This is a genomic window from Robertkochia marina, from assembly GCF_004799345.1.
Classification (GTDB): Bacteria; Bacteroidota; Bacteroidia; order Flavobacteriales; family Flavobacteriaceae; genus Robertkochia; species Robertkochia marina.
Genome location: NZ_SSMC01000001.1, coordinates 444,803 through 466,558 on the forward strand (window position 1 = coordinate 444,803; position 21,756 = coordinate 466,558).

Below are 21,756 nucleotides of genomic sequence, written 5' to 3' on the forward strand. Positions count from 1 at the left end.
ATTTTTAGAGGTTCATCTTTTTCAATTCTTCCACGGCATGGTTGGCCGCTCTTGCGGTAAATGCCATATAGCTCAAGGAAGGATTCTGGCAGGCCGACGAGGTCATAAACGACCCATCTGTCACATAAACATTAGGCACTGCGTGCAATTGATTGTGCTTATTCAAGACAGAGGTTTTCGGATCTCTACCCATTCTTGCCGTACCCATTTCATGGATACCAAGTCCCATACCTCCAATATCGTCGTAAGTATGAACATCCCGGAATCCGGCAGCCTCAAGCATTTCGGCAGCCTGGTTCTTCATATCCTCTCTCATTGCCAGTTCATTGGCCCCAAAATCGGCATCGAAGGTTACTGTTGGCAGTCCCCACGCATCCTTTTTCTCATAATCAAGATACATGCGATTATTGTGATCCGGAAGAGTTTCACCAAATCCTGTAAGCCCCATACTCCATGGACCGGGTTTTAGGATCTCATCTTTAAACTCTTTACCGAAGGCGAGTTCTTTTACATTTTCCGTCCAGTTTGATCCACGGCTTCCTCCACCCTGGTAACCATACCCTCTGATAAAGTCTTTACTATCGGTATCACCTCCCATGTTTCTGAAACGAGGAATATAAATCCCGTTTGCTCTTCGGCCTCGGTAGTACATATCTTCGAATCCGTCATAGGTTCCGGAAGCTCCTACCCTGAAGTGGTGATCCATCAGGTTATGACCCAATTCTCCACTGTCGTTCCCCATACCATTTGGAAAGCGATCAGATTTTGATTGCATCAGGATCGAGGTAGAAGCAATAGCCGAAGCACATAGGAAGATCACTTTTGCTTTAAACTCAAAGGTCTCCTTGGTTTCCGCATCGATCACGCGAACCCCGGTAGCTCTTTTTGTTTCCTCGTCATAAAGAACCTCATGCACAATAGAATTAGGACGCAAGGTCATATTACCCGTAGCTTCTGCAACCGGCAGGGTTGAAGAGTTACTGCTGAAATAAGCCCCAAAAGGACAACCTCTGGCGCAGCGGTTTCTGTACTGACAATTACTCCTTCCCGCTCCGGGTTTCGTTCCTTCAGTGATATGGGCCGTACGACCTATGGTTAACACCCTGTCTTTAAATTTCTCTTCGAGCGTTGACTGCACATGCTTTTCCACACAGTTCAGCTCCATCGGAGGCAGAAAATTACCATCAGGCAACTGTGGCAATCCCAGGTTGGTGCCACTTACTCCTATAAAGTTTTCTACATAGTCATACCAGGGCTTTAACTCGGCGTAGCGCACCGGCCAGTCTACGGCGATACCGTCCTTGGCATTGGCTTCAAAATCAACATCTCCCATCCGATAACTTTGCCGACCCCACATCAGGGAACGCCCTCCAACATGATACCCCCTCATCCAGTCAAATCGACGGTCTTCATTGTAAGGGTGTTTAATATCATCTACAAAGAAATGCTCGGTAGCCATATTGGTGGTATACCCGGTTCGCATTTGCTTGAATTTCCTTTCTCTCACTTCTTTCGTAGGTCGCCCTGCATTCGGCAGATCCCAGGGATCCAGGTTTGCCGTAGGGTAATCTTCGATATGTTTCACCATTCGGCCCCGTTCAAGCACCAGGGTCTTAAGTCCTTTCTCGCAGAGTTCTTTCGCAGCCCAACCTCCTGAAATTCCGGTTCCAACAACTATTGCATCGTAAGATTCCTGAGGTTTATTGTAATAAAATATGCTCATCTATATTTTCCCGTTTGAATCGTAATTCTTCAAATATAGAAATTAATTTTCTACATTAGGGGGTCATAAATACTGACAATATTTCATTCAAACCATATTAAAATTATTAAATACACAAAAACACGCACACGACCCATCTCATGAACAGAAGACATTTTGTAAAGAACAGCAGTAAGGCCAGCCTGGCACTTGCTTTATTAGGAATAGCCTCCTGTAAAGAAAATAATAAAGAAGCTAAATCAGCTGAGTCGAAAATAATGACTGACAATGCCACACCCCTGTTCAAATACTCCCTGGCCCAGTGGTCTATACATAAAATGATCCAGAACGAACAGCTGGACCCGTTTGAATTTGCAGCCAAGGCTAAATCATGGGGATTCGAAGGCCTCGAATATGTTTCTCAACTCTATACAGACTACCTGTCAACCTATGACAGTGAACTTGCCGGCATCGAAGCTATGGTTAAACGTTCTAATGAGGAAAGCCAAAAGCACGGCCTTGAAAACCTCATTCTTATGGTCGATATCGTTAATGGGCCGGCATCACTTTGCGATGCTGATCAAAAAGTAAGACAGTCGGCGGTAGAAAACCACCATAAATGGATCGATGCAGCAGCAGGAATGGGCTGTCATTCAACAAGGATCAACCTTTTTGGCTCCAGAGAGCGGGAGCCCTGGAAAGAATATGCCATTGAATCACTATCCTCTTTATGTGAATATGCAAAAACACAAGAGGTAAATGTTATTGTGGAAAACCACGGATGGCTTTCTTCAGATGCTGCCTTGCTGGCCGAGGTAATGACCCAGGTTAATATGGATAATTGCGGTACCCTGCCTGATTTCGGAAATTTCTGTATAGAACGAGACGGCGAAGGCAACTGGGGCGGAGCTTGCACCAAAGAATACGACCGCTATCAGGGAATCAAAGAATTGATGCCCTTCGCTAAGGGCGTAAGTGCAAAAGCTTATGCTTTTAATGAGCGTGGAGAAGAAACCACCATTGACTATGCAAAAATGTTACGAATCGTAAAAGAATCCGGATATACAGGCTTTATTGGTGTAGAATACGAAGGTGATATTAGCGAAGAAGCCGGTATACTTGCCACCAAAAACCTGATCGAGAATACCGTTAAAACCCTGTGAAATCCCTTACTCACCCATCTAACACTACTATTATTATGACTAAAAAGATACAATTTCAACTTTCCCTGATGATGTTTCTCGAATTCTTCATCTGGGGAGGATGGTTTGTCACCATGGGCATTTACCTGCCAAACAGCTTAAGTACGACCGGAGCCGAAACTGCCCTGGCCTATTCTACCCAATCCTGGGGCGCTATCATTGCCCCTTTTATAATCGGGATGATCGCCGACCGCTATTTTAATGCTGAGCGAATTCTTGGATTTCTGCATCTGGTGGGCGCTGTTCTTATGTATCAAATGGCACAAAGCACCGATTTTTCCCAGTTCTACCCCTATGTTCTGGGTTATATGATCTTATACATGCCTACCCTGGCTCTGGTGAACTCAGTTTCTTTTAATCAAATGACCGATCCGGCCAAACAATTCTCTTTTGTAAGGGTGTTCGGTACCATAGGATGGATCGTTGCAGGACTTCTGATCAGTTTTCTGCAATGGGATACTGAAGAAGGAATTGCTTCCGGTTTATTGCGAAACACCTTCCTGATGACCTCGGGAGCCTCTTTACTACTGGGACTCTTTAGTTTTACCCTGCCAAAAACTCCGCCTAAGGTTGATAAAAGTGAAAAGGTTCGCATCTCAGATGTACTTGGACTGGAAGCTCTTAAATTATTGAAAGACAGAAACTTTTTCATCTTTTTTACAGCCTCCGTGCTTATTTGTATTCCCCTGGCATTTTACTACCAACATGCCGGCCAATTCCTCGGAGAGATAGGTATAGCGAATCCGGCTGCTAAAATGACCATAGGACAGGTTTCTGAAGTGTTATTTATGCTGCTCTTACCTGTTTTCTTTAAAAAATTCGGATTTAAAAGAACAATTCTGTTTGGCATGCTAGCCTGGACCGTTCGATACCTTCTTTTTGCCTACGGTAATGCCGGTGAACTTGCATTTATGCTCCTCATCGGAATAGCCCTTCATGGAATCTGTTATGACTTTTTCTTTGTATCAGGCCAGATCTATACAGATTCAAAAGCCGGGGCTAAATACAAAAGTGCTGCCCAGGGACTTATTACCCTGGCTACCTACGGTGTGGGAATGCTCATTGGGTTCTGGGTAGCAGGAATGATCACAGATGAATTCGCAAGACCTGACAACACCCACGTTTGGGAGACCATCTGGATATATCCGGCAGGATTTGCCTTTTTAGTCCTGTTATTATTTGCTATTTTATTCAAGAACGAAGAGGTAGAATATAAAGAATAAGCTATGAGAAAATTAAGAATGGGAATGATCGGCGGGGGCATCGGCTCCTTTATAGGTGATGTTCACCGAAAAGCATCTTCTATTGACGGGATGATCGACCTGGTTTGCGGCGCTTTCAGCAGCAATGACGAACGTTCGAAAAAATCAGGAAAAGCCTTGTTTTTACCGGAAGAACGTTGTTACGGAAGTTTCCAGGAGATGATAGAAAAAGAAAAACAACTTCCCGAGGGAGAACGGATGGACTTTGTGGCCATCGTAACCCCCAACCACATGCATTTTGAACCTGCTAAAATGGCCCTCGAAAATGGATTTCATGTGGTATGCGACAAACCTATGACCCTTACTGTAGAAGAGTCTGAAACCCTTGTTAACCTTGTTAAAAAAACCGGACTTCTCTTTGCCCTGACGCATAATTACACAGGCTACCCCATGGTAAAACAGGCCCGAGACATGATCGCTAACGGAGATCTGGGAACCATCAGAAAGGTACAGGTACAATACTTACAGGGCTGGTTGGCTACAGAGGTAGAAAAAACAGACAACAAACAGGCCGCCTGGCGAACCGACCCCAGTAAATCGGGGGTTGGCGGAGCCCTTGGCGACATTGGCACTCATGCCGAAAACCTTCTTGAATTCATTACCGGGTTATCGATCAGCGAAATGGCTGCAGACCTGGGAAGATTCGGTCAGGGAAGAACTCTTGATGACGATGGTAATATGTTAGTACGTCTTAGCAACGGCGCCAAAGGCACTATCTCTTTTTCACAGATCGCCACCGGAGAAGAAAACAACCTCGCGATCAGGATCTATGGAGAAAAAGGCAGCCTGGAATGGCATCAGGAAGAACCCAACAAACTGTATACCCGTTGGCTGGATGAACCATTTAAGGTATTCACCCCCGGGGGCAACAGCCTTTACGAAGCAGCCGCCTCCAGCTCTCGTATACCTTCAGGGCACCCGGAGGGATACCTGGAAGCCTTTGCAACGGTTTACCGCAACTTCGGTAAGGAACTCATGGCACGACTTGAAGGCAATACCGTGCCCGCACAGGACTATCCAAGAGTGGAAGACGGCCTAAGGGGTGTAAAATTTATTCACGCGGCTGTTGAGAGTGATAAAAACAATGCAGCCTGGACCAAACTTTAAGAAAAGATCATATGAAAACGATTAAAGGACCGGCCATATTCCTGGCGCAATTTGTAGACAGCAAAGCCCCGTTCAACTCCCTGGATGGGATGTGTAAATGGGCTGCTGACCTCGGTTATAAGGGGATACAAATACCCACCTGGGAAAAGTTTCTTATTGACCTGGATAAGGCCGCAGAAAGCAAAACCTATTGCGACGAACTCAAAGGAAAGATCAACAGCTACGGACTTGAGATCACAGAACTCTCTACCCATTTACAGGGACAGCTTGTGGCAGTGCATCCGGCCTATGATATTATGTTCGACAATTTCGCACCCGATCATTTAAAGAATAATCCCAAAGCCAGAACTGAATGGGCTGTTGAAACGGTTAAAAAAGCAGCCAGGGCCTCGAGAAACCTGGGCCTTGATGTTCATGCTACTTTTTCAGGAGCATTATTATGGCACACCTGGCACCCATGGCCGCAGCGACCACCCGGTTTGGTGGAGATGGGGTTTGAAGAACTTGCCAAGCGCTGGATGCCCATCTTAAACACCTTTGATGAACAAGGTGTTGATGTGTGTTACGAGGTGCATCCGGGAGAGGATATTCATGACGGAGATACCTTTGAGCGGTTTCTGGAAGCTACCGGAAACCATAAAAGGGTTAATATCCTTTACGATCCATCTCATTTTGTACTTCAGCAACTAGATTATATAGAATACATTGATCACTACCACGAGTTCATCAAATCATTCCATGTAAAAGATTCTGAATTCAACCCTACCGGTAAGAAAGGTGCCTTTGGCGGCTATAACAACTGGGGCGACAGAGCCGGAAGATATCGTTCTCCGGGAGATGGTCAAATTGATTTCAAGACTATATTTTCTAAACTCACCCAGTACGGATGTGATGTCTGGGCGGTTATGGAATGGGAGTGTTGCATAAAGAGTCCGGAGCAAGGCGCCCGGGAAGGCGCCCCCTTTATTCAAAGCCATATTATAGAAGCTACCCAAAAGGCCTTCGACGATTTTGCCGGGGCCGACATCGACAAGGAACACCTCAAAAAAATTCTGAACTTAAAATGAGAAAATTAGCCCTGACCTTCATGGCCTTAACCCTGCTTAATGCCTGCAAGGAAGAAAAAAAAGACACCAATCCTGAACTAACTGCCGCAGAGGAAGTCAACCCTCATAAGGAAAGTCAAATGAAGGAGGACTGGATCGTTCTCTTTGACGGAACATCTACAGATGCCTGGCACGAATACGGAAAAGACAAGGACAGTTTTCCGGAAAGCTGGAAGATCGAAGACAACGCATTGACCTTTTACCCTGCAGAAGGGGAAAAGCATAATATAGTTACTGACCAGGAATTTGAATCTTTTGAACTCCATATTGAATGGAAGATCTCTGAAGGTGGCAACAGTGGCATCATGTGGGGGGTACAGGAAATGGAGCAGTACAACGAACCCTATTTTACGGGTCCTGAAATACAGGTACTTGACAACCTCAGGCATCCTGACGCCAAGATCAAAGGTAAAACCCATCAGGCAGGAGCACTGTACGATATGGTAGAGCCCTCAGAAGATGTAACCTCCCCGGTTGGAGAATGGAATACTTTTGTGATCAGAATAGACCATAAGGCTAACCAGGGTAGCGTAATACACAATGGGGTGCTCATAACAGAATTTCCCGTTCATGGGGAAGCCTGGAACACCATGGTGAAAGACTCTAAATTTGCAAACTGGAAAGACTTCGGCCAATTTCCAAAAGGAAAGATCGCCCTCCAGGATCACTCTGATAAGGTATCGTACCGAAATATTAAAATTAAAAAACTATAACTTTTTGAAAGCACCAACAATCATAGCCTGTGCCCTTTTGCTGTTTTCGTGCAAACAGGAACAGGCGGCTTCGGAAACAGCAACCACCCCCGAAACGCAACAGACCACAACAACTGAACAAGAACCTACAGAACCGGAAGCTACCGAAATTTGGGAGCCTGTTCCGGAAAAGGTAAGCCCAGGAAGTTATCCGGAACCCCCGGCTGATGCCATTATTCTTTTTAACGGTGAGGATGTGGATGCCTGGGAAAGCGCTGACGACCCGGACACTCCTGTAGCATGGACCCTGAATCCCGACGGCAGCATGACCGTTGCTGATGGATCAGGAAATATAAGAACCAAACAGGAATTTGGTGATATTCAATTGCACATTGAATGGAAAAATCCGGAAAGCCCAAGAGCGGACGGACAAAACCGCGGGAACAGCGGGATCTTTTTACAGAGCTTATACGAGGTTCAGGTTTTAGACAGTTATGACAACCCCACCTATGTGAACGGGCAAGCCGGTGCTGTTTACAAACAACATCCTCCCCTTGTAAATGCCAGCAAACCATCGGGGCAATGGCAGGTATATGACATTATTTATCATGCGCCGGAGTGGGACGGAGAGGGCAACAAGGTGAGTTCTGCAACTGTAACCGTACTTCACAACGGAGTCTTGATACAAGACCATGTTACCATAGAAGGCACTACGGAGTATATAGGCTGGCCGAAAAACAACCCACACGGCAAAGCACCTCTTATGCTGCAGGATCACAATGACAACAGCGGGGTGAGTTACCGAAACATCTGGGTAAGGGAATTGTAACATCCCCTTTTAAAATAAAAAGATCGGCACCTTTCGGTGCCGATCTTTTTTTATCCTTTATAAGAATTATTTAAATCTCAGTAACTCTCAGGGTATTTACCATCCCCTTCGCTTTGATCGGCATGGCTGCGAGACTAACGATCATATCGCCCTTCTCAAGAAATCCGCGATCTTTAGCCATAATGTTCACATCTTCAATGGTCTGATCGGTACTTACGAATTTATCGTAATAAAAGGCATTCACCCCCCAAAGTAAACTGAGTTGGGTTAAGATCCGTTTATTAGAGGTAAACACCAAAATATGCGATTTTGGTCTCCAGGCCGAGATCTGAAAGGCTGTGTACCCACTATTGGTCAGGGTAGAAATCACTTTAGCATTGATCTCATTAGCCATGGTTGCAGCATGGTAACATATGGCTTTTGTAATATATCTTTTGGTCTTAATATGCGGCGGTTCCTGAGGCACTTTGATCAGGGGAGAATGCTCTACGCTGGATATGATACTTGACATTTTCTCGATCACCTGTACCGGATACGACCCCACAGAAGTCTCTCCTGAAAGCATCACCGCATCGGCTCCATCCATTACTGAATTAGCCACATCATTCACCTCGGCCCTGGTAGGTGTCAGGCTGGAGATCATGGTCTCCATCATCTGTGTGGCAATGATCACAGGAATCCTGGCCTTTTTGGCACGCAGTACTAATTGCTTTTGTACCAAAGGAACTTCGTGTGCCGGGATCTCTACCCCCAGATCACCCCGAGCCACCATAAGACCATCGCAATAAGCAACGATCTTATCTATATTCTCAACGGCTTCGGGCTTTTCTATTTTTGCAACAATAGGGATCTTGTATTTGGAGTGCTCCTCTATGAGCTTCTGCAGGTCCATCAGATCTGCAGAATGCCTTACAAAAGAAAGGGCGATCCAATCGACCTCCTGAGCGCAGGCAAATTTAGCGTCCTTAATATCCTTTTTTGTAAGCGCAGGGAGAGAAATATTCGTATTTGGCAGGTTGACCCCTTTTTTGGATCTGAGCGGGCCACCCTGAATTACTTTGGCCTTAACTTGTTTCACCTTATCGGTACCGGTAACCTCAAAGATGAGCTTCCCGTCATCAAGGAGAATACGCTCACCGGGGTTCACATCTCTCGGAAACTCCTTGTAGTTCATATACACCCTTTCGGCTGTACCTTCAAAGGGCTCTCCTGTTTCAAAAATGATCTCATCTCCGGGATTCACGATCACATCTTCCTTCATCACCCCTACACGGAGTTTCGGCCCCTGCAGGTCGGCAAGAATCGCCGTATTAAAATTGAATTCCTCATTTAATTCGCGAATAAGACGTATTCTTTCTTCCACATCGCTGTAATCGGCGTGAGAAAAGTTAATCCTAAACACATTTACACCGGCCTCCATCATTTCTTTCAGGGTTTCCCTGGTACTGGTTGACGGCCCTAATGTTGCTACTATTTTCGTTTTCTTCCTTTTAGGCATTCGCTAAAAAAATTAAATTATCCTTAGATTTCAATCGGTCAGTATCGACCTCATACGCCGTGATCAGTCCCGGCAAATGCTTTATCTTTTTTAAAATATCAAGAACCGGCGGCATACCTCCTTCGCCATCATCAATTTTTAGAAGATGATCTACTTTGGGATATTCCGGCAGCACGTAATAGGTTCTCTCAGCCACAGGGCCTCCGAACATATCCGGAACCACCTCCCGGCTTTTTTGCACCACACTGGCCTTATTGGCCACCAGGTGCCATTGCAGATCGGACCTTTTTTCATAGGCTTGATACGTCTCAAAAGTCACCCGATCATACAACACCAGGTCTTTTCTCGGCCTGTGAAGCTGAAGACCCAACAACCCATTTAAAAAATAGGCTAATCGATAAGAATCGAGGGAACTGTGGATGGCGATCAAGGCATAGCTGTCGTCAAAAAAATCATCCGTTAACTTGTAGACGGTCATAAATGATCATACAATCTCGTATAAAGATACTGCTACTTCAACTACTTAGCAACTTTTAATATTGTAAGGGAGGTGAAAAATCTACGAAATCGTTGGAGTTACAGCACTCGATCGATCTTAGATTGCAAGGCGTAGTAAGCTCTTCTTGCCGCACTTTCCTCGGCTTTCTTTTTAGAAGTTGCCCGGCCTTTGGCTACCAATTTCTTATCAATAAAGAGCTTTACCCCGAAATGCTTCTGATCGTCATTCCCATCATCTTCAAAGACGTCAAAGAGGAATGACTTCTTTTCCTTCTGGCAATACTCAATGATCAGACTTTTATAACTTATGATCTTACCTTCCAGTTGCTCGATATCCACATAGGGCTCTATCACCCGACTTTCAATAAAACGCTGGCAAAATTCATACCCTCTGTCCAGGTAGATCGCCCCGACCAGGGCTTCGAAAACATTGCCATGAATATTATCGCCGAAGTTATCTTTATTGATCTTGCTCTCTACAAAATCCAATAGCCTGAGGTCCTTTCCAAGTTCGTTCAGATGCTCACGACTAACCACCTTGGAACGCATTTTGGTTAGATACCCTTCATCTCCTGAAGGCACTTCATTAAATAGAAAATGTGAAATGATAGAACTCAACATGGCGTCGCCCAGAAACTCCAAGCGTTCATAATTCACTGAATTACCTTTAGCATCCTTACGATTCATGGATCGATGGGTGAATGCTTTTTTGTAATAACGAATCTCCCTGGGCTTAAATCCCAGGATATTTGTGAGTTCCAAAAAAAAATCCCCGCCTTGAGTAGACCGGGAATTTAATATTTTACGAATGAATTTCATTCAGTTGGATTGACGACTAGTCCAATTTCTTAAACAGGACACAAGCATTATGCCCTCCAAACCCGAACGTATTACTCATAGCAACCTTCATATCGCGTTTTTGAGCCTTATTCAGGGTTAAATTGAGTTCCGGATCGATGTTCTCATCTACGGTCTCATGATTGATCGTAGGAGGCACAACACCGTGCTCTAAAGAAAGAATGGAAGCAATAGCCTCAACTGCACCAGCCGCACCCAGCAGGTGTCCGGTCATTGACTTGGTAGAGTTGATATTCAGGTTTTTGGCATGATCACCAAACACCTTTCCGATCGCTTTCAATTCAGCTACATCTCCCAGAGGGGTCGATGTACCGTGGGTATTAATAGCATCCACGTCTTCCGGCTTCATTCCGGCATTTCTCAAACAGTTCTGCATTACAGCAACCACTCCGATCCCTTCAGGATGCGGTGCGGTCATATGGTAGGCATCAGAAGACAGCCCACCGCCTACAACTTCTGCGTAGATCTTGGCGCCCCTGGCCTTTGCGTGCTCGTATTCTTCAAGCACCAGCGCTCCAGACCCTTCACCAAGTACAAATCCGTCACGGTTGGCGTCAAAAGGTCTTGAGGCGGTTTGAGGGTCATCATTACGGGTACTCATGGCATGCATGGCGTTAAAACCTCCCATTCCCGCAGCCGTAACTGCAGCTTCAGAACCTCCGGTGATCACCACATCGGTATGCCCTAAGCGAATAGAATTAAGGGCATCGATAATGGCATTTGCCGAAGATGCACATGCCGATACAGTCGTATAGTTTGGCCCCATGAAACCGTACTTTATGGAGATCAGACCCGGCGCTATATCAGCGATCATTTTTGGGATAAAGAAAGGATTAAACCGAGGAGTTCCATCGCCTTTGGCGTAGTTCATCACCTCTTCCTGGAAGGTCTCCAGACCTCCGATCCCTGCTCCCCAGATCACTCCTACACGATATTTATCGATCTTTTCAAGATCCAGCTGAGAATCATCCATAGCCTCTTTGGCCGTAACCATGGCATACTGGGCGAAACGATCCATTCTGCGAACCTCTTTACGATCTATAAAATCGGTCGGGTCAAAGTTCTTGATCTCACATGCGAATTGGGTTTTAAAATTCGAAGCATCAAAGTGGGTAACAGGGGCAGCCCCGCTTTTACCGCTTTTTAATCCCTCCCAATATTCTTCAATATTATTACCGATGGGGGTTAATGCTCCTAATCCGGTTACAACAACTCGCTTAAGTTCCATAGAAAAGAATTTATTGTTCTAAAACAATTGAAAAACTACCAAAAAAATTTATTCATGCAAAAAGCATGAATAAATTTTTGGTAGTAAGCCTTATAGGTAGTTCTTATTTTGCTTCTTCGATATATTTGATCGCTTGACCAACAGTGGCAATGTTTTCCGCCTGATCATCCGGAATCTGGATATCAAATTCCTTTTCAAATTCCATAATAAGCTCAACAGTATCCAGAGAATCTGCTCCGAGATCGTTGGTGAAGCTTGCTTCTGCAACTACTTCATTCTCATCAACACCTAATTTGTCTACGATGATCGCTTTTACTCTTGATGCAATGTCTGACATAATTTGTTTGTTTTAAAATTTAATTGTTGGCAAAAATAAAAAACTTTGGTTATAAAAAAGGTTTTATCAATAAAAGTTACCTTTAAAGATAATAATTTTTACACCAATGATTTAGGACCCTGAGCTTCTCTTTATGGAATATTATTCTTTTTTTTGCCTTAGCATATATCCACCGAATTCTCATGAAAAGTATCGTCATCTTCGCCTCCGGTTCAGGCACCAATGCAGAAAACATTATTCGTTATTTCCAGGATTCTGAAAAAGCACGGGTTAGCCTGGTGTTATCTAATAAAAAGGAGGCAAAAGTACTTGACCGCGCCAGAGAACTTCATGTTAGTGCCATGAGCTTTAACCGCGAGGCCATGAGCAACGGTGTGGTTACGGCTTTACTAAGCGCCCTGCAGCCTGACCTGATCGTTCTTGCCGGTTACCTCTGGAAGATCCCTGAAAGCCTGATCCATGAATTTGAGGGTCGGATAATAAATATCCACCCCGCCCTTTTACCTGCTTACGGAGGAAAGGGCATGTATGGCATGAACGTTCACAAGGCCGTGATCGAGGATCGACAGAAGGAGAGTGGTATCACCATACATTACGTCAATGAGCATTACGATGAAGGCGGCATTATTTTCCAGGCCAGAACTGCCATAGAAACAAAGGATGATGCAGAGTGCCTGGCCGGGAAGATACATCAGCTCGAATACACCCATTACCCCAGGATCATCGAAAACCTATTGGATGAAAAATAACAGTCAGGTACATATATATACAGACGGAGCTTCAAGAGGTAATCCCGGACCAGGAGGTTATGGCATTGTGATGGAATGGGTTGGAAAGCCTTACAAAAAGGAATTTTCGGAAGGGTTCAAAAAGACCACTAACAACCGTATGGAGCTTTTAGCGGTTATCGAAGCCTTAAAAAAATTGAAATACCCCAATACCCGGGTTACCGTTTTCAGCGACTCGAAATATGTGGTCGATGCTGTAAACAAAGGATGGGTATTTAACTGGGAACGTAAAGGGTTTAAAGACAAAAAAAACCCTGATCTGTGGATAAAATTTTTAAAAGAGTACCGCAAACATAAGGTTGCCATGCAGTGGGTAAAAGGCCACAATGACCACCCCCAGAATGAGCGCTGTGATGCCCTCGCCGTAAAAGCTTCCCAGGGCGATAACCTCCCTCCCGACTCCGGGTTCGACTCCCAGGACTAAAGCAAGACCCTGGATTTCAGATCAATATTGTATTTTTGGCAAAAATTGCCCTTATATGATACAGCGTCGGATTTTATGCATATGCCTTTTATCCTTCGGCCTGCTCCAGGCTCAGGAATGGCAGCTTCAAAAAAAATCAGACCATATTAAGGTCTACACCCGCCAACTCGACTCGACACAATTTAATGAATACAAGGCTGTACTGACCGCAAAAACCACCCCGGAAAAAGCCTTGAAAGTGATCTGTGATGGCGACCGTTTATGGGAGTGGAATCACAAAACCGCTAAGAGCGAAGAGGTGTTGTCGTACAATGACAGCACTTTTGTGATCTGGATGTTAAACGATCTTCCCTGGCCACTCAGGGACCGTGAAAATCTCTCCCTCATCAAAGTCAGCGAACCCCGCCCCGGGAACTACTATGTTGACATCAGCCCGGCAGATAACAGCCTAAGAAAAACCCCGGAAGATGTTATTCGAACCACAAGGTTTAAAGGACATTGGAAAATACGTGCACTGCGCAACGGAATGGTAGAGGTTACCCAGCAACTTTACGGCGATCCGAACGGGATAATTCCCGCATGGTTACTGAACTCCATCATCACCAATGTGCCCTTTCATTCTTTTGAAAATCTGAAAGTAATACTGGAAAACTAGCCTTATATTTGCAAAAAATTTAATGCATGGGAAAATTACTTATTGTTGGTACCGTTGCCTTTGACGCTATTGAAACACCATTTGGAAAAACCGATAAAATACTGGGAGGTGCAGCCACTTTTATAGGGCTCGCCGCCTCAAATTTTGAAATTGATTCGGCCATAGTGTCTGTAGTGGGCGATGATTTTCCCGACAAACACCTCAAACTGTTAACAGACCGCAAGATAGATATCTCTGCAGTGGAAATTGTTGAAGGAGGGAAGACCTTTTTCTGGAAAGGGAAGTACATGAACGACCTTAATGTAAGAGAGACCCTGGACACACAACTCAATGTACTGGCAGATTTCAAACCTGTGGTTCCTGCCCAATACACCGAATCGGAGATCCTTATGTTAGGAAACCTGCATCCCAACGTCCAACTAGGCGTGATTGATCAAATGGAAACCAAACCTGCTCTTACCATACTTGACACTATGAACTTCTGGATGGATAATACCCCGGAGGAGTTGAAGGAGGTAATCAGAAAGGTTGACGTGATCACCATTAATGATGAAGAAGCCAGACAGCTTTCCGGAGAGTACTCTCTGGTAAATGCCGCGGCAAAAATTCATGAAATGGGACCTAAATATGTGGTGATCAAAAAAGGAGAACACGGGGCATTATTATTCCACAATGAAAACATATTTTTTGCTCCGGCTCTGCCGTTAAAAGAGATCTTTGACCCTACCGGAGCAGGAGACACCTTTGCCGGTGGTTTTGCAGGCTATCTTGCTGCATCAAAAGATTATTCTTTCGAGAACATGAAAAATGCAGTTATTCACGGTTCTAACCTGGCCTCTTTTTCGGTAGAAAAATTTGGAACTGAACGTATGGAGACCCTTAAAAAAACCGAGATCAACCGCAGATTGCAGCAATTTAAAGACCTTACACAATTCGATATAAAGCTAGCCTGATCGGCATACGCCAAAGGCTTCAATTAACAAGAAACCCATGAGTGACGCTATTAAACATGAATGCGGGATCGCACTAGTAAGATTACGTAAACCTTTAGAGTATTACCAGGAAAAGTACGGAACCGCATTTTACGGCATCAATAAGATGTACCTGATGATGGAGAAACAGCACAATCGTGGTCAGGACGGTGCCGGTTTTGCCAGCATCAAAATGAATATGCTTCCCGGTGAGCGCTATATGAGCCGTGTACGCTCTAATCAAGCCCAACCCATCCAGGACATTTTCCAGCAGATCAACTCCAGAATCAATGAGGTTTTACTGGAGCATCCCGAATACAAAGACGATGTGGAGGTTTTAAAGAAAAACATGCCTTACCTGGGCGAATTGATGCTTGGACACGTGAGGTACGGTACTTTTGGAAAAAACAGCATTGAAAGCGTTCACCCATTCCTTAGACAGAACAATTGGATGCACCGTAATCTTATCGTTGCCGGAAACTTTAACATGACCAATGTTAATGAGCTTTTCGACAACCTGATCAGACTTGGGCAGCATCCAAAAGAAAAGGCTGACACCATCACGGTAATGGAGAAGATCGGTCATTTTTTAGACGATGCCGTTGCCAAGCTTTACAAGGAAGTTAAAAAAGAAGGGTATTCTAAAATGGAAGCCTCCCCTATCATTGCCGACCGCCTGAACGTTGCGAAAATTTTAAGGAGAGCAGCGAAAAACTGGGATGGCGGCTATGCCATGGCCGGACTAATTGGTCATGGAGATGCCTTTGTTTTAAGAGACCCAGCCGGTATTCGTCCGGCGTATTACTACCAGGATGAAGAAGTAGTGGTGGTTGCATCAGAACGACCCGTAATTCAAACGGTATTTGATGTAGAATTTGACACCGTTAAAGAATTGGACCCCGGAAAGGCCATTATCATTAAAAAAGACGGCAGTGTAAAAACCAAGAGAATCCTTGAACCTCTTGAGCGCAAGGCCTGTTCTTTTGAAAGAATATATTTTTCAAGAGGGTCAGATGCTGAGATCTACCAGGAACGTAAAGACCTGGGGAAATTACTTTTCCCGAAGATCCTGGAAAGCGTAGATCAGAACCTTGAGAATACGGTATTCTCTTATATTCCAAATACAGCAGAAACGTCTTTCTACGGGATGGTACAGGAGGCTCAAACCTACCTCAATAAGAGAAAGGAAGAAAAAATTCTGGCCGGAAAAGAAACGCTCACACCTGAAGAACTGAATAAAATTCTCAATATGCGACCCCGAATTGAAAAGGTCGCCATTAAAGATGCTAAACTGAGAACCTTTATTACAGAAGACAGCAGCAGAGACGACCTGGTTGCCCACGTATATGACATTACTTACGGTTCAGTAAAACCCTCAGACAACCTGGTTATCATAGACGACAGTATAGTCAGGGGTACGACTCTAAAGAAGAGTATCCTAAGAATATTAGACAGACTGCACCCAAAACAGATCGTGGTAGTTTCTTCTGCACCACAGATCCGATACCCGGATTGCTACGGTATTGACATGGCCCGCCTGGAAGACCTTGTTGCCTTTCGTGCAGCCCTGGAACTTCACAAGGACAGAGGCACCTATTATAAGGTTGATGAAGTTTACGAGAAGTGCCTGGCCCAGGTAGACTTTGAAGACAAAGAAGTAGTTAATGCCGTTAAAGAAATTTACGAACCTTTTACTGACGACGAGATCTCAGAAAAAATTTCGGAGATCCTGGCTCCTGAAGGTATTAATGCCGAGGTCAAAATTCTTTATCAAACGGTTGACAACCTGCACAAAGCGTGTCCGCACAATCTTGGAGACTGGTATTTTACAGGAGATTACCCGACTCCAGGAGGAAACCGCGTAGTTAACAGGGCTTTTATCAACTTTTATGAAGGAATAAAAGAACGGGCTTATTAATGGTTTTGTCATAAGCAAACGTCGACATGCATTTTATCGGATTATTTTGCGCTTTATCCGATTATTAATATTTATCCCACCCCATGACATTATCTTTATGTCACCATAGCATAAGTAGGTTAAGTTCATGGTAAGATTTGGGGCAAAAAAGGTAGATCATTGATCTGCCTTTTTTATTTTATACCTATTCCAAAAACAAGGATCATTCGAGCCTCTCTCAATCAATTTCCCTTTCTAAGCTATTATCCCTGACCGGCTAAAAACCTATTACCTGAAAAGCGAACCTTGTACAGGATTGAAAAGGATCAAGGCAAACCACAAAAAAGAATTGATACATAAATAAAATTCGGACCAATAAGCCAGGATCATTAAGGGTTAATACTCCACATTACTACATCAACCAATCTCTTTTAATGCACTTATAAAAACAAGCAGAAATGAATCATGTATGCACTTCAAACCTTACAACATATTGGCCACTCCGAACCATATAAAACAACTCACCTAATTAAAGTGCTTTTCACCCCATTACTTTTAACAGTGCTATCCTTACATATACATTTATACCACCATAGCATAAGTAGGTTAAGTTCATGGTAAGATTTGGGGCAAAAAGGCGGATCAATGATCCGCCTTTTTATTTACGACACTTCTACAACACTCCCTTTAAGTCCCTGATTTACAATTCTTTAGAAAATAACCGAAAAACACTACACGACTGTATTTCAACTAATTAACACGCCTTTTACCCCTTTACTTTTAACAGCAAATTCCTACCGCATACTTTTATATCACCATAGCATAAGTAGGTTAAGTTCATGGTAAGATTTGGGGCAAAAAAGGCGGATCATTGATCCGCCTTTTTATTTACGACAGTTCTACAACCCTCCCCTTAAATCACTGATTTATAATTCTTTGATATTTACCAGGAAAGGTCTACATAACTGAATTTCAACTAATTAAAGCGCTCTTTAACCCTTTACTTTTAACAGCAAATTCCTACCATATACTTTTATATCACCATAGCATAAGTAGGTTAAGTTCATGGTAAGATTTGGGGCAAAAAAGGCGGATCATTGATCCGCCTTTTTATTTACGACAGGACTACAATATAAATCTTAAATGACTGATTTACTATTCTTTAGCATTTAACAGAAAAGCACTACACGACTGTATTTCAACTAATTAAAGCGCTCTTTAACCCTTTACTTTTAACAGCAAATTCCTACCATATACTTTTATATCACCATAGCATAAGTAGGTTAAGTTCATGGTAAGATTTGGGGCAAAAAGGCGGATCAATGATCCGCCTTTTTATTTACGACAGGACTACAATATAAATCTTAAATGACTGATTTACTATTCTTTAGCATTTAACAGAAAAGCACTACACGACTGTATTTCAACTAATTAAAGCGCTCTTTAACCCTTTACTTTTAACAGCAAATTCCTACCATATACTTTTATATCACCATAGCATAAGTAGGTTAAGTTCATGGTAAGATTTGGGGCAAAAAGGCGGATCAATGATCCGCCTTTTTATTTACGACACTTTTACAACCTCTCCCTTAAATCACTGATTTACAATTCTTTAGATGATAACAGAAAAACACTACACGACTGTATTTCAACTAATTAAACCGCTTTTCAACCCTTTACTTTTAACAGCAAATTCCTACCGCATACTTTTATATCACCATAGCATAAGTAGGTTAAGTTCATGGTAAGATTTGGGGCAAAAAAGGCGGATCACTGATCCGCCTTTTTATTTACGACAAGACTACACTTATGGCTTCAATTAACTGCTTTACAAATCTTCAGCGAATAGCAGAAATTAATTACACCGCTGTATTTCAACTAATTAAAGTGTTTTTCAACCCTATACTTTCAACAGCAAATTCCTACCACATACTTTTATATCACCATAGCATAAGTAGGTTAAGTTCATGGTAAGATTTGGGGCAAAAAAGGCGGATCATTGATCCGCCTTTTTTATTTTTCTATATCTTAACTTCATTACGTAAGTGATGTACCCAACTTCCATCCATCCCGATAAGAACCATGAACCCACTCATTGGCCTTTTCGAAATTTACAACCCGCATAGCTTCTCCATCCCATATCAACTTTTTACGACCGGGATAGGTATAGTAGTCTCTATTTTTCCCTTCTTCCAAAACCTTATACTGAAATGATCTTATTGCCAGGTTCCCCATAAGAACAGCCTCAGTAAGCTTACCTCCATAAGAGAAAGGAGATGAGGTATCTCCTCCTTTCAGGATCCCATTAATCCAATTTCGTGCATGATCTTCTTTTTGTCTTTTTATATAGCGTTTAGGGAAATCACCCACGCTGTTTTGATAGGCCTTCAGTATCCGCGGATTTCGAGAATAGGTATCACTCACGGCCACCCCCTTCTCACCGTAAAAGATGCTTCCCCCTGCAGGGTCACCAATGGTTTCTTCAGGAGATAATAATTCGGGTATCTCAGGCAAAATACCCCCATCGTACCAATTAACTTCCACCTCACCATGCATCTCTGATCTGAATTTCAACCGGACCACGGAAGATGGAGGACAACCATCTGTACGAGGCGATTCTACGAAATCGCCTGACCAAACTGTTGTACAGCTGGCTTCTGCTTCTAACGGATATCCTAACCCGAGTGACTTAAAGGGGGATTCCAGAATATGGCATCCCATATCACCGAGAGCCCCGGTACCAAAATCCCACCAGCCTCTCCATCTAAAAGGAAGATAAGCCCTGTTATAGGGTCTCATAGCTGCAGGACCAAGCCATTGGTCCCAGTTAAGAGATTCCGGAATTTCCTGCTTTTCAACATCCAAACCAAGGCCTTGGGGCCATACCGGACGATTTGTCCAGCAATCTACCCGGTTCACCTTACCCAGAACCCCGCTTTCCATCCATTCTGTAAGGGTACGTATCCCATCTCCGGAACTTCCCTGGTTCCCCATCTGAGTTACAAGATTCTTTTCGGCTGCAATTTCCTGCATAAGCCTGGCTTCCCTGATATTGTGGGTCAAAGGCTTTTCTACATAGGCATGTTTACCCTCCATCATAAAAGGAATTGCTATAGAAGCATGGGTATGATCTGGGGTAGCCACCATGATCCCATCGATCTCATTAAGGTGATTATCATAGACCGCTCTAAAATTGCTGTACCGTTTTGATTCCGGAAAATTTGCATAGGTATCAGCTGCCCTGACATCATCCACATCACAAAGTGCTACAAACTTCACTCTTTTGGTATCATCAAGAGCACTGATAACATTCGAACCACGACCACCAACACCGAAAGCAGCCAGATAAACCGTATCACTGGGGGGAACATGCTTACCACCCAACACATGGGCAGGAACAATATATAAACCGGCCGCACCGGTACTAACATTCTTTACAAAGGATCTTCTATTCATATTTGAAACTGAGAAAATTAAATACAGAAAAAAGGTACAAGAAAATTTACAGCTTCACAATAAATCTTAATATTTAGGAATTTTTCCTTATTTTTGGATTATGTCCAAGAGCGTTATAAATACACATGGTCGGGGAGCCCGGATCAACCACCCCAACAAATTCGAGAAACACCACCAGGAGTGGGATGAGAACTACCTTGAATATTGCAGAAAGGAAGGGGAGAGTGCCGAAGAAAACAAAACCAGGTATTTATTTACCGACCCAAAATCTATTGTTAACAAGGTAACCAGCCCTGATGTAGGCATGTCCTGGTCAATGAACCCCTATCAGGGCTGTGAGCACGGATGCATTTACTGCTATGCCCGTAACACACATGAATATTGGGGACTTAATGCAGGATTGGATTTTGAGCGAACCGTTTTAGTAAAACGCAGTGCACCCGATCTGCTTGAAAAAAAATTACGCTCCCGGAATTGGGAGGCTGAGACGATAGTTCTTTCCGGAAATACCGATTGTTATCAACCTGCTGAAAAGAAATTTCAGATCACCAAAAAGTGCCTGGAGGTATTTTTAAAATACCAGCATCCGGTGAGCATCATTACCAAGAACGGGCTGATACTCCGGGACTTGAAAATACTTGCCGCCCTACATGAATATCGACTGACAGGGGTGCACATATCAATTACCACTCTTGAAGAGAAAACCCGAAGACTTTTAGAACCCAGAACGGCTTCCATAAAAAAACGCCTTCAAACCGTTACGGCCCTCCGCAAAGAGGGTATTCCGGTAAATGTCATGGTAGCTCCGATTATCCCCGGCCTCAACAGTCATGAGATCCTGCCCATTGCCGAAGCAGCCAGAGATGCCGGCGCCAACAGTATTGGCTACACCGTTGTTCGTTTAAACGGGGCAGTAGGACCCATCTTTACAGATTGGGTTCAAAAAACACTTCCTGACCGCGCACAAAAGATCATCTCTCAGATCAAAGAATGCCATGGAGGACAACTTAACGATTCAAGATATGGCGTTAGAAACAAAGGGGAGGGTGTTATCGCGTCACAGATTCAGCATTTAATACGGGTAGCAAAGAATAAATATTTTAATGATGCCCAATCTTTCCAATTAAATACCGCCCTTTACGAAGGGAGAAAAAAACATCTGCTGCGCAACGAAGGAGATCAACTCACCCTGTTTTAAAAAAAAGAGCCTACAGAAAACCTGCAGACTCTTCAACATTAAATTAAA

Annotated in this window: 19 protein-coding genes; 12 read left to right on the forward strand and 7 right to left on the reverse strand. The window is 43.7% G+C overall.

Annotated elements, in window-relative coordinates; translation table 11 throughout:
- Nucleotides 1-4: 4 nt before the first annotated feature.
- A complete protein-coding gene (locus tag E7Z59_RS01840; RefSeq protein ID WP_136334585.1) occupies nucleotides 5-1,723 on the reverse strand; it encodes a GMC oxidoreductase in 1,719 nt (572 codons plus the stop codon).
- Between the two features lie 140 nt (nucleotides 1,724-1,863).
- On the opposite strand from E7Z59_RS01840, the gene E7Z59_RS01845 reads away from it, so the two are divergent.
- From E7Z59_RS01845 to E7Z59_RS01870, 6 genes are read left to right on the forward strand one after another with little or no spacing between them, the layout of a single operon-like run.
- Complete coding sequence (locus E7Z59_RS01845) at nucleotides 1,864-2,865, forward strand: sugar phosphate isomerase/epimerase family protein (RefSeq protein ID WP_136334586.1); 1,002 nt, start codon at nucleotides 1,864-1,866, stop codon at nucleotides 2,863-2,865.
- 35 nt (nucleotides 2,866-2,900) lie between these two features.
- Nucleotides 2,901-4,127: a nucleoside permease gene (locus E7Z59_RS01850; RefSeq protein WP_136334587.1), complete on the forward strand. Its 1,227-nt coding sequence runs from the start codon at nucleotides 2,901-2,903 to the stop codon at nucleotides 4,125-4,127.
- A 3-nt stretch (nucleotides 4,128-4,130) separates the two neighbouring features.
- On the forward strand, nucleotides 4,131-5,273 hold the full coding sequence (locus tag E7Z59_RS01855; protein WP_136334588.1) for a Gfo/Idh/MocA family protein: 1,143 nt from the start codon (nucleotides 4,131-4,133) through the stop codon (nucleotides 5,271-5,273).
- Nucleotides 5,274-5,284: 11 nt separating this feature from the next.
- Nucleotides 5,285-6,340 (forward strand): sugar phosphate isomerase/epimerase family protein, encoded by a 1,056-nt coding sequence (locus E7Z59_RS01860; RefSeq protein WP_136334589.1) that lies wholly within the window; start codon nucleotides 5,285-5,287, stop codon nucleotides 6,338-6,340.
- Nucleotides 6,337-7,092 carry a 3-keto-disaccharide hydrolase gene (locus tag E7Z59_RS01865; RefSeq protein WP_136334590.1) on the forward strand — a complete coding sequence of 252 codons (756 nt, stop codon included), beginning with the start codon at nucleotides 6,337-6,339 and terminating at the stop codon, nucleotides 7,090-7,092. Before E7Z59_RS01860 ends, E7Z59_RS01865 begins: the two co-directional genes overlap by 4 nt.
- A 4-nt stretch (nucleotides 7,093-7,096) precedes the next feature.
- Nucleotides 7,097-7,900 carry a 3-keto-disaccharide hydrolase gene (locus E7Z59_RS01870; RefSeq protein ID WP_136334591.1) on the forward strand — a complete coding sequence of 268 codons (804 nt, stop codon included), beginning with the start codon at nucleotides 7,097-7,099 and terminating at the stop codon, nucleotides 7,898-7,900.
- Between the two features lie 70 nt (nucleotides 7,901-7,970).
- On the opposite strand, the gene pyk is transcribed toward E7Z59_RS01870, so the two are convergent.
- The 5 genes from pyk to E7Z59_RS01895 form a co-directional block, all read right to left on the reverse strand.
- A complete protein-coding gene (gene pyk, locus E7Z59_RS01875) occupies nucleotides 7,971-9,398 on the reverse strand; it encodes a pyruvate kinase (protein WP_136334592.1) in 1,428 nt (475 codons plus the stop codon).
- Nucleotides 9,391-9,876, reverse strand: coding sequence for an IPExxxVDY family protein (locus E7Z59_RS01880; RefSeq protein WP_136334593.1), 486 nt, complete (start codon nucleotides 9,874-9,876; stop codon nucleotides 9,391-9,393). Before E7Z59_RS01880 ends, pyk begins: the two co-directional genes overlap by 8 nt.
- A gap of 98 nt (nucleotides 9,877-9,974) precedes the next feature.
- Nucleotides 9,975-10,715, reverse strand: a complete 741-nt coding sequence (gene rnc / locus E7Z59_RS01885; RefSeq protein WP_136334594.1) for a ribonuclease III — start codon at nucleotides 10,713-10,715, stop codon at nucleotides 9,975-9,977.
- Nucleotides 10,716-10,731: 16 nt separating this feature from the next.
- Nucleotides 10,732-11,982 (reverse strand): beta-ketoacyl-ACP synthase II, encoded by a 1,251-nt coding sequence (fabF, locus tag E7Z59_RS01890; protein ID WP_136334595.1) that lies wholly within the window; start codon nucleotides 11,980-11,982, stop codon nucleotides 10,732-10,734.
- A 103-nt stretch (nucleotides 11,983-12,085) separates the two neighbouring features.
- Nucleotides 12,086-12,319, reverse strand: a complete 234-nt coding sequence (locus E7Z59_RS01895) for an acyl carrier protein (RefSeq protein ID WP_136334596.1) — start codon at nucleotides 12,317-12,319, stop codon at nucleotides 12,086-12,088.
- A 182-nt stretch (nucleotides 12,320-12,501) separates the two neighbouring features.
- On the opposite strand from E7Z59_RS01895, the gene purN reads away from it, so the two are divergent.
- Genes purN through E7Z59_RS01920 form a run of 5 tightly spaced genes read left to right on the forward strand, consistent with a single transcriptional unit; the run spans nucleotide 12,502 to nucleotide 17,075 of the window.
- Nucleotides 12,502-13,068: a phosphoribosylglycinamide formyltransferase gene (gene purN / locus E7Z59_RS01900; protein WP_136334597.1), complete on the forward strand. Its 567-nt coding sequence runs from the start codon at nucleotides 12,502-12,504 to the stop codon at nucleotides 13,066-13,068.
- Entirely contained in the window at nucleotides 13,058-13,531 is a 474-nt protein-coding gene (rnhA, locus tag E7Z59_RS01905) for a ribonuclease HI (protein ID WP_136334598.1), read from the forward strand. The genes purN and rnhA overlap by 11 nt, the downstream gene beginning before the upstream one ends.
- A gap of 55 nt (nucleotides 13,532-13,586) precedes the next feature.
- Nucleotides 13,587-14,186 carry an START domain-containing protein gene (locus E7Z59_RS01910; protein ID WP_136334599.1) on the forward strand — a complete coding sequence of 200 codons (600 nt, stop codon included), beginning with the start codon at nucleotides 13,587-13,589 and terminating at the stop codon, nucleotides 14,184-14,186.
- A gap of 26 nt (nucleotides 14,187-14,212) precedes the next feature.
- Entirely contained in the window at nucleotides 14,213-15,139 is a 927-nt protein-coding gene (locus E7Z59_RS01915; RefSeq protein WP_136334600.1) for a PfkB family carbohydrate kinase, read from the forward strand.
- Nucleotides 15,140-15,176: 37 nt separating this feature from the next.
- Complete coding sequence (locus tag E7Z59_RS01920; protein WP_136334601.1) at nucleotides 15,177-17,075, forward strand: amidophosphoribosyltransferase; 1,899 nt, start codon at nucleotides 15,177-15,179, stop codon at nucleotides 17,073-17,075.
- Nucleotides 17,076-19,091: 2,016 nt separating this feature from the next.
- Here E7Z59_RS01920 and E7Z59_RS01925 read toward each other — a convergent pair.
- Nucleotides 19,092-20,510 (reverse strand): Gfo/Idh/MocA family protein, encoded by a 1,419-nt coding sequence (locus tag E7Z59_RS01925; protein ID WP_136334602.1) that lies wholly within the window; start codon nucleotides 20,508-20,510, stop codon nucleotides 19,092-19,094.
- Between the two features lie 100 nt (nucleotides 20,511-20,610).
- Here E7Z59_RS01925 and E7Z59_RS01930 point away from each other — a divergent pair, with 100 nt between their 5' ends.
- On the forward strand, nucleotides 20,611-21,708 hold the full coding sequence (locus E7Z59_RS01930) for a PA0069 family radical SAM protein (RefSeq protein ID WP_136334603.1): 1,098 nt from the start codon (nucleotides 20,611-20,613) through the stop codon (nucleotides 21,706-21,708).
- Nucleotides 21,709-21,756 lie beyond the last annotated feature (48 nt).

Bases quoted from the DNA above. Each gene is read 5' to 3' on its own strand.
- E7Z59_RS01840 (WP_136334585.1), bottom strand. From the start codon at position 1,723: ATGAGCATATTTTATTACAATAAACCTCAGGAATCTTACGATGCAATA.
- E7Z59_RS01845 (WP_136334586.1), top strand. From the start codon at position 1,864: ATGAACAGAAGACATTTTGTAAAGAACAGCAGTAAGGCCAGCCTGGCA.
- E7Z59_RS01850 (WP_136334587.1), top strand. From the start codon at position 2,901: ATGACTAAAAAGATACAATTTCAACTTTCCCTGATGATGTTTCTCGAA.
- E7Z59_RS01855 (WP_136334588.1), top strand. From the start codon at position 4,131: ATGAGAAAATTAAGAATGGGAATGATCGGCGGGGGCATCGGCTCCTTT.
- E7Z59_RS01860 (WP_136334589.1), top strand. From the start codon at position 5,285: ATGAAAACGATTAAAGGACCGGCCATATTCCTGGCGCAATTTGTAGAC.
- E7Z59_RS01865 (WP_136334590.1), top strand. From the start codon at position 6,337: ATGAGAAAATTAGCCCTGACCTTCATGGCCTTAACCCTGCTTAATGCC.
- pyk (WP_136334592.1), bottom strand. From the start codon at position 9,398: ATGCCTAAAAGGAAGAAAACGAAAATAGTAGCAACATTAGGGCCGTCA.
- E7Z59_RS01880 (WP_136334593.1), bottom strand. From the start codon at position 9,876: ATGACCGTCTACAAGTTAACGGATGATTTTTTTGACGACAGCTATGCC.
- rnc (WP_136334594.1), bottom strand. From the start codon at position 10,715: ATGAAATTCATTCGTAAAATATTAAATTCCCGGTCTACTCAAGGCGGG.
- fabF (WP_136334595.1), bottom strand. From the start codon at position 11,982: ATGGAACTTAAGCGAGTTGTTGTAACCGGATTAGGAGCATTAACCCCC.
- E7Z59_RS01895 (WP_136334596.1), bottom strand. From the start codon at position 12,319: ATGTCAGACATTGCATCAAGAGTAAAAGCGATCATCGTAGACAAATTA.
- purN (WP_136334597.1), top strand. From the start codon at position 12,502: ATGAAAAGTATCGTCATCTTCGCCTCCGGTTCAGGCACCAATGCAGAA.
- rnhA (WP_136334598.1), top strand. From the start codon at position 13,058: ATGAAAAATAACAGTCAGGTACATATATATACAGACGGAGCTTCAAGA.
- E7Z59_RS01910 (WP_136334599.1), top strand. From the start codon at position 13,587: ATGATACAGCGTCGGATTTTATGCATATGCCTTTTATCCTTCGGCCTG.
- E7Z59_RS01915 (WP_136334600.1), top strand. From the start codon at position 14,213: ATGGGAAAATTACTTATTGTTGGTACCGTTGCCTTTGACGCTATTGAA.
- E7Z59_RS01920 (WP_136334601.1), top strand. From the start codon at position 15,177: ATGAGTGACGCTATTAAACATGAATGCGGGATCGCACTAGTAAGATTA.
- E7Z59_RS01925 (WP_136334602.1), bottom strand. From the start codon at position 20,510: ATGAATAGAAGATCCTTTGTAAAGAATGTTAGTACCGGTGCGGCCGGT.
- E7Z59_RS01930 (WP_136334603.1), top strand. From the start codon at position 20,611: ATGTCCAAGAGCGTTATAAATACACATGGTCGGGGAGCCCGGATCAAC.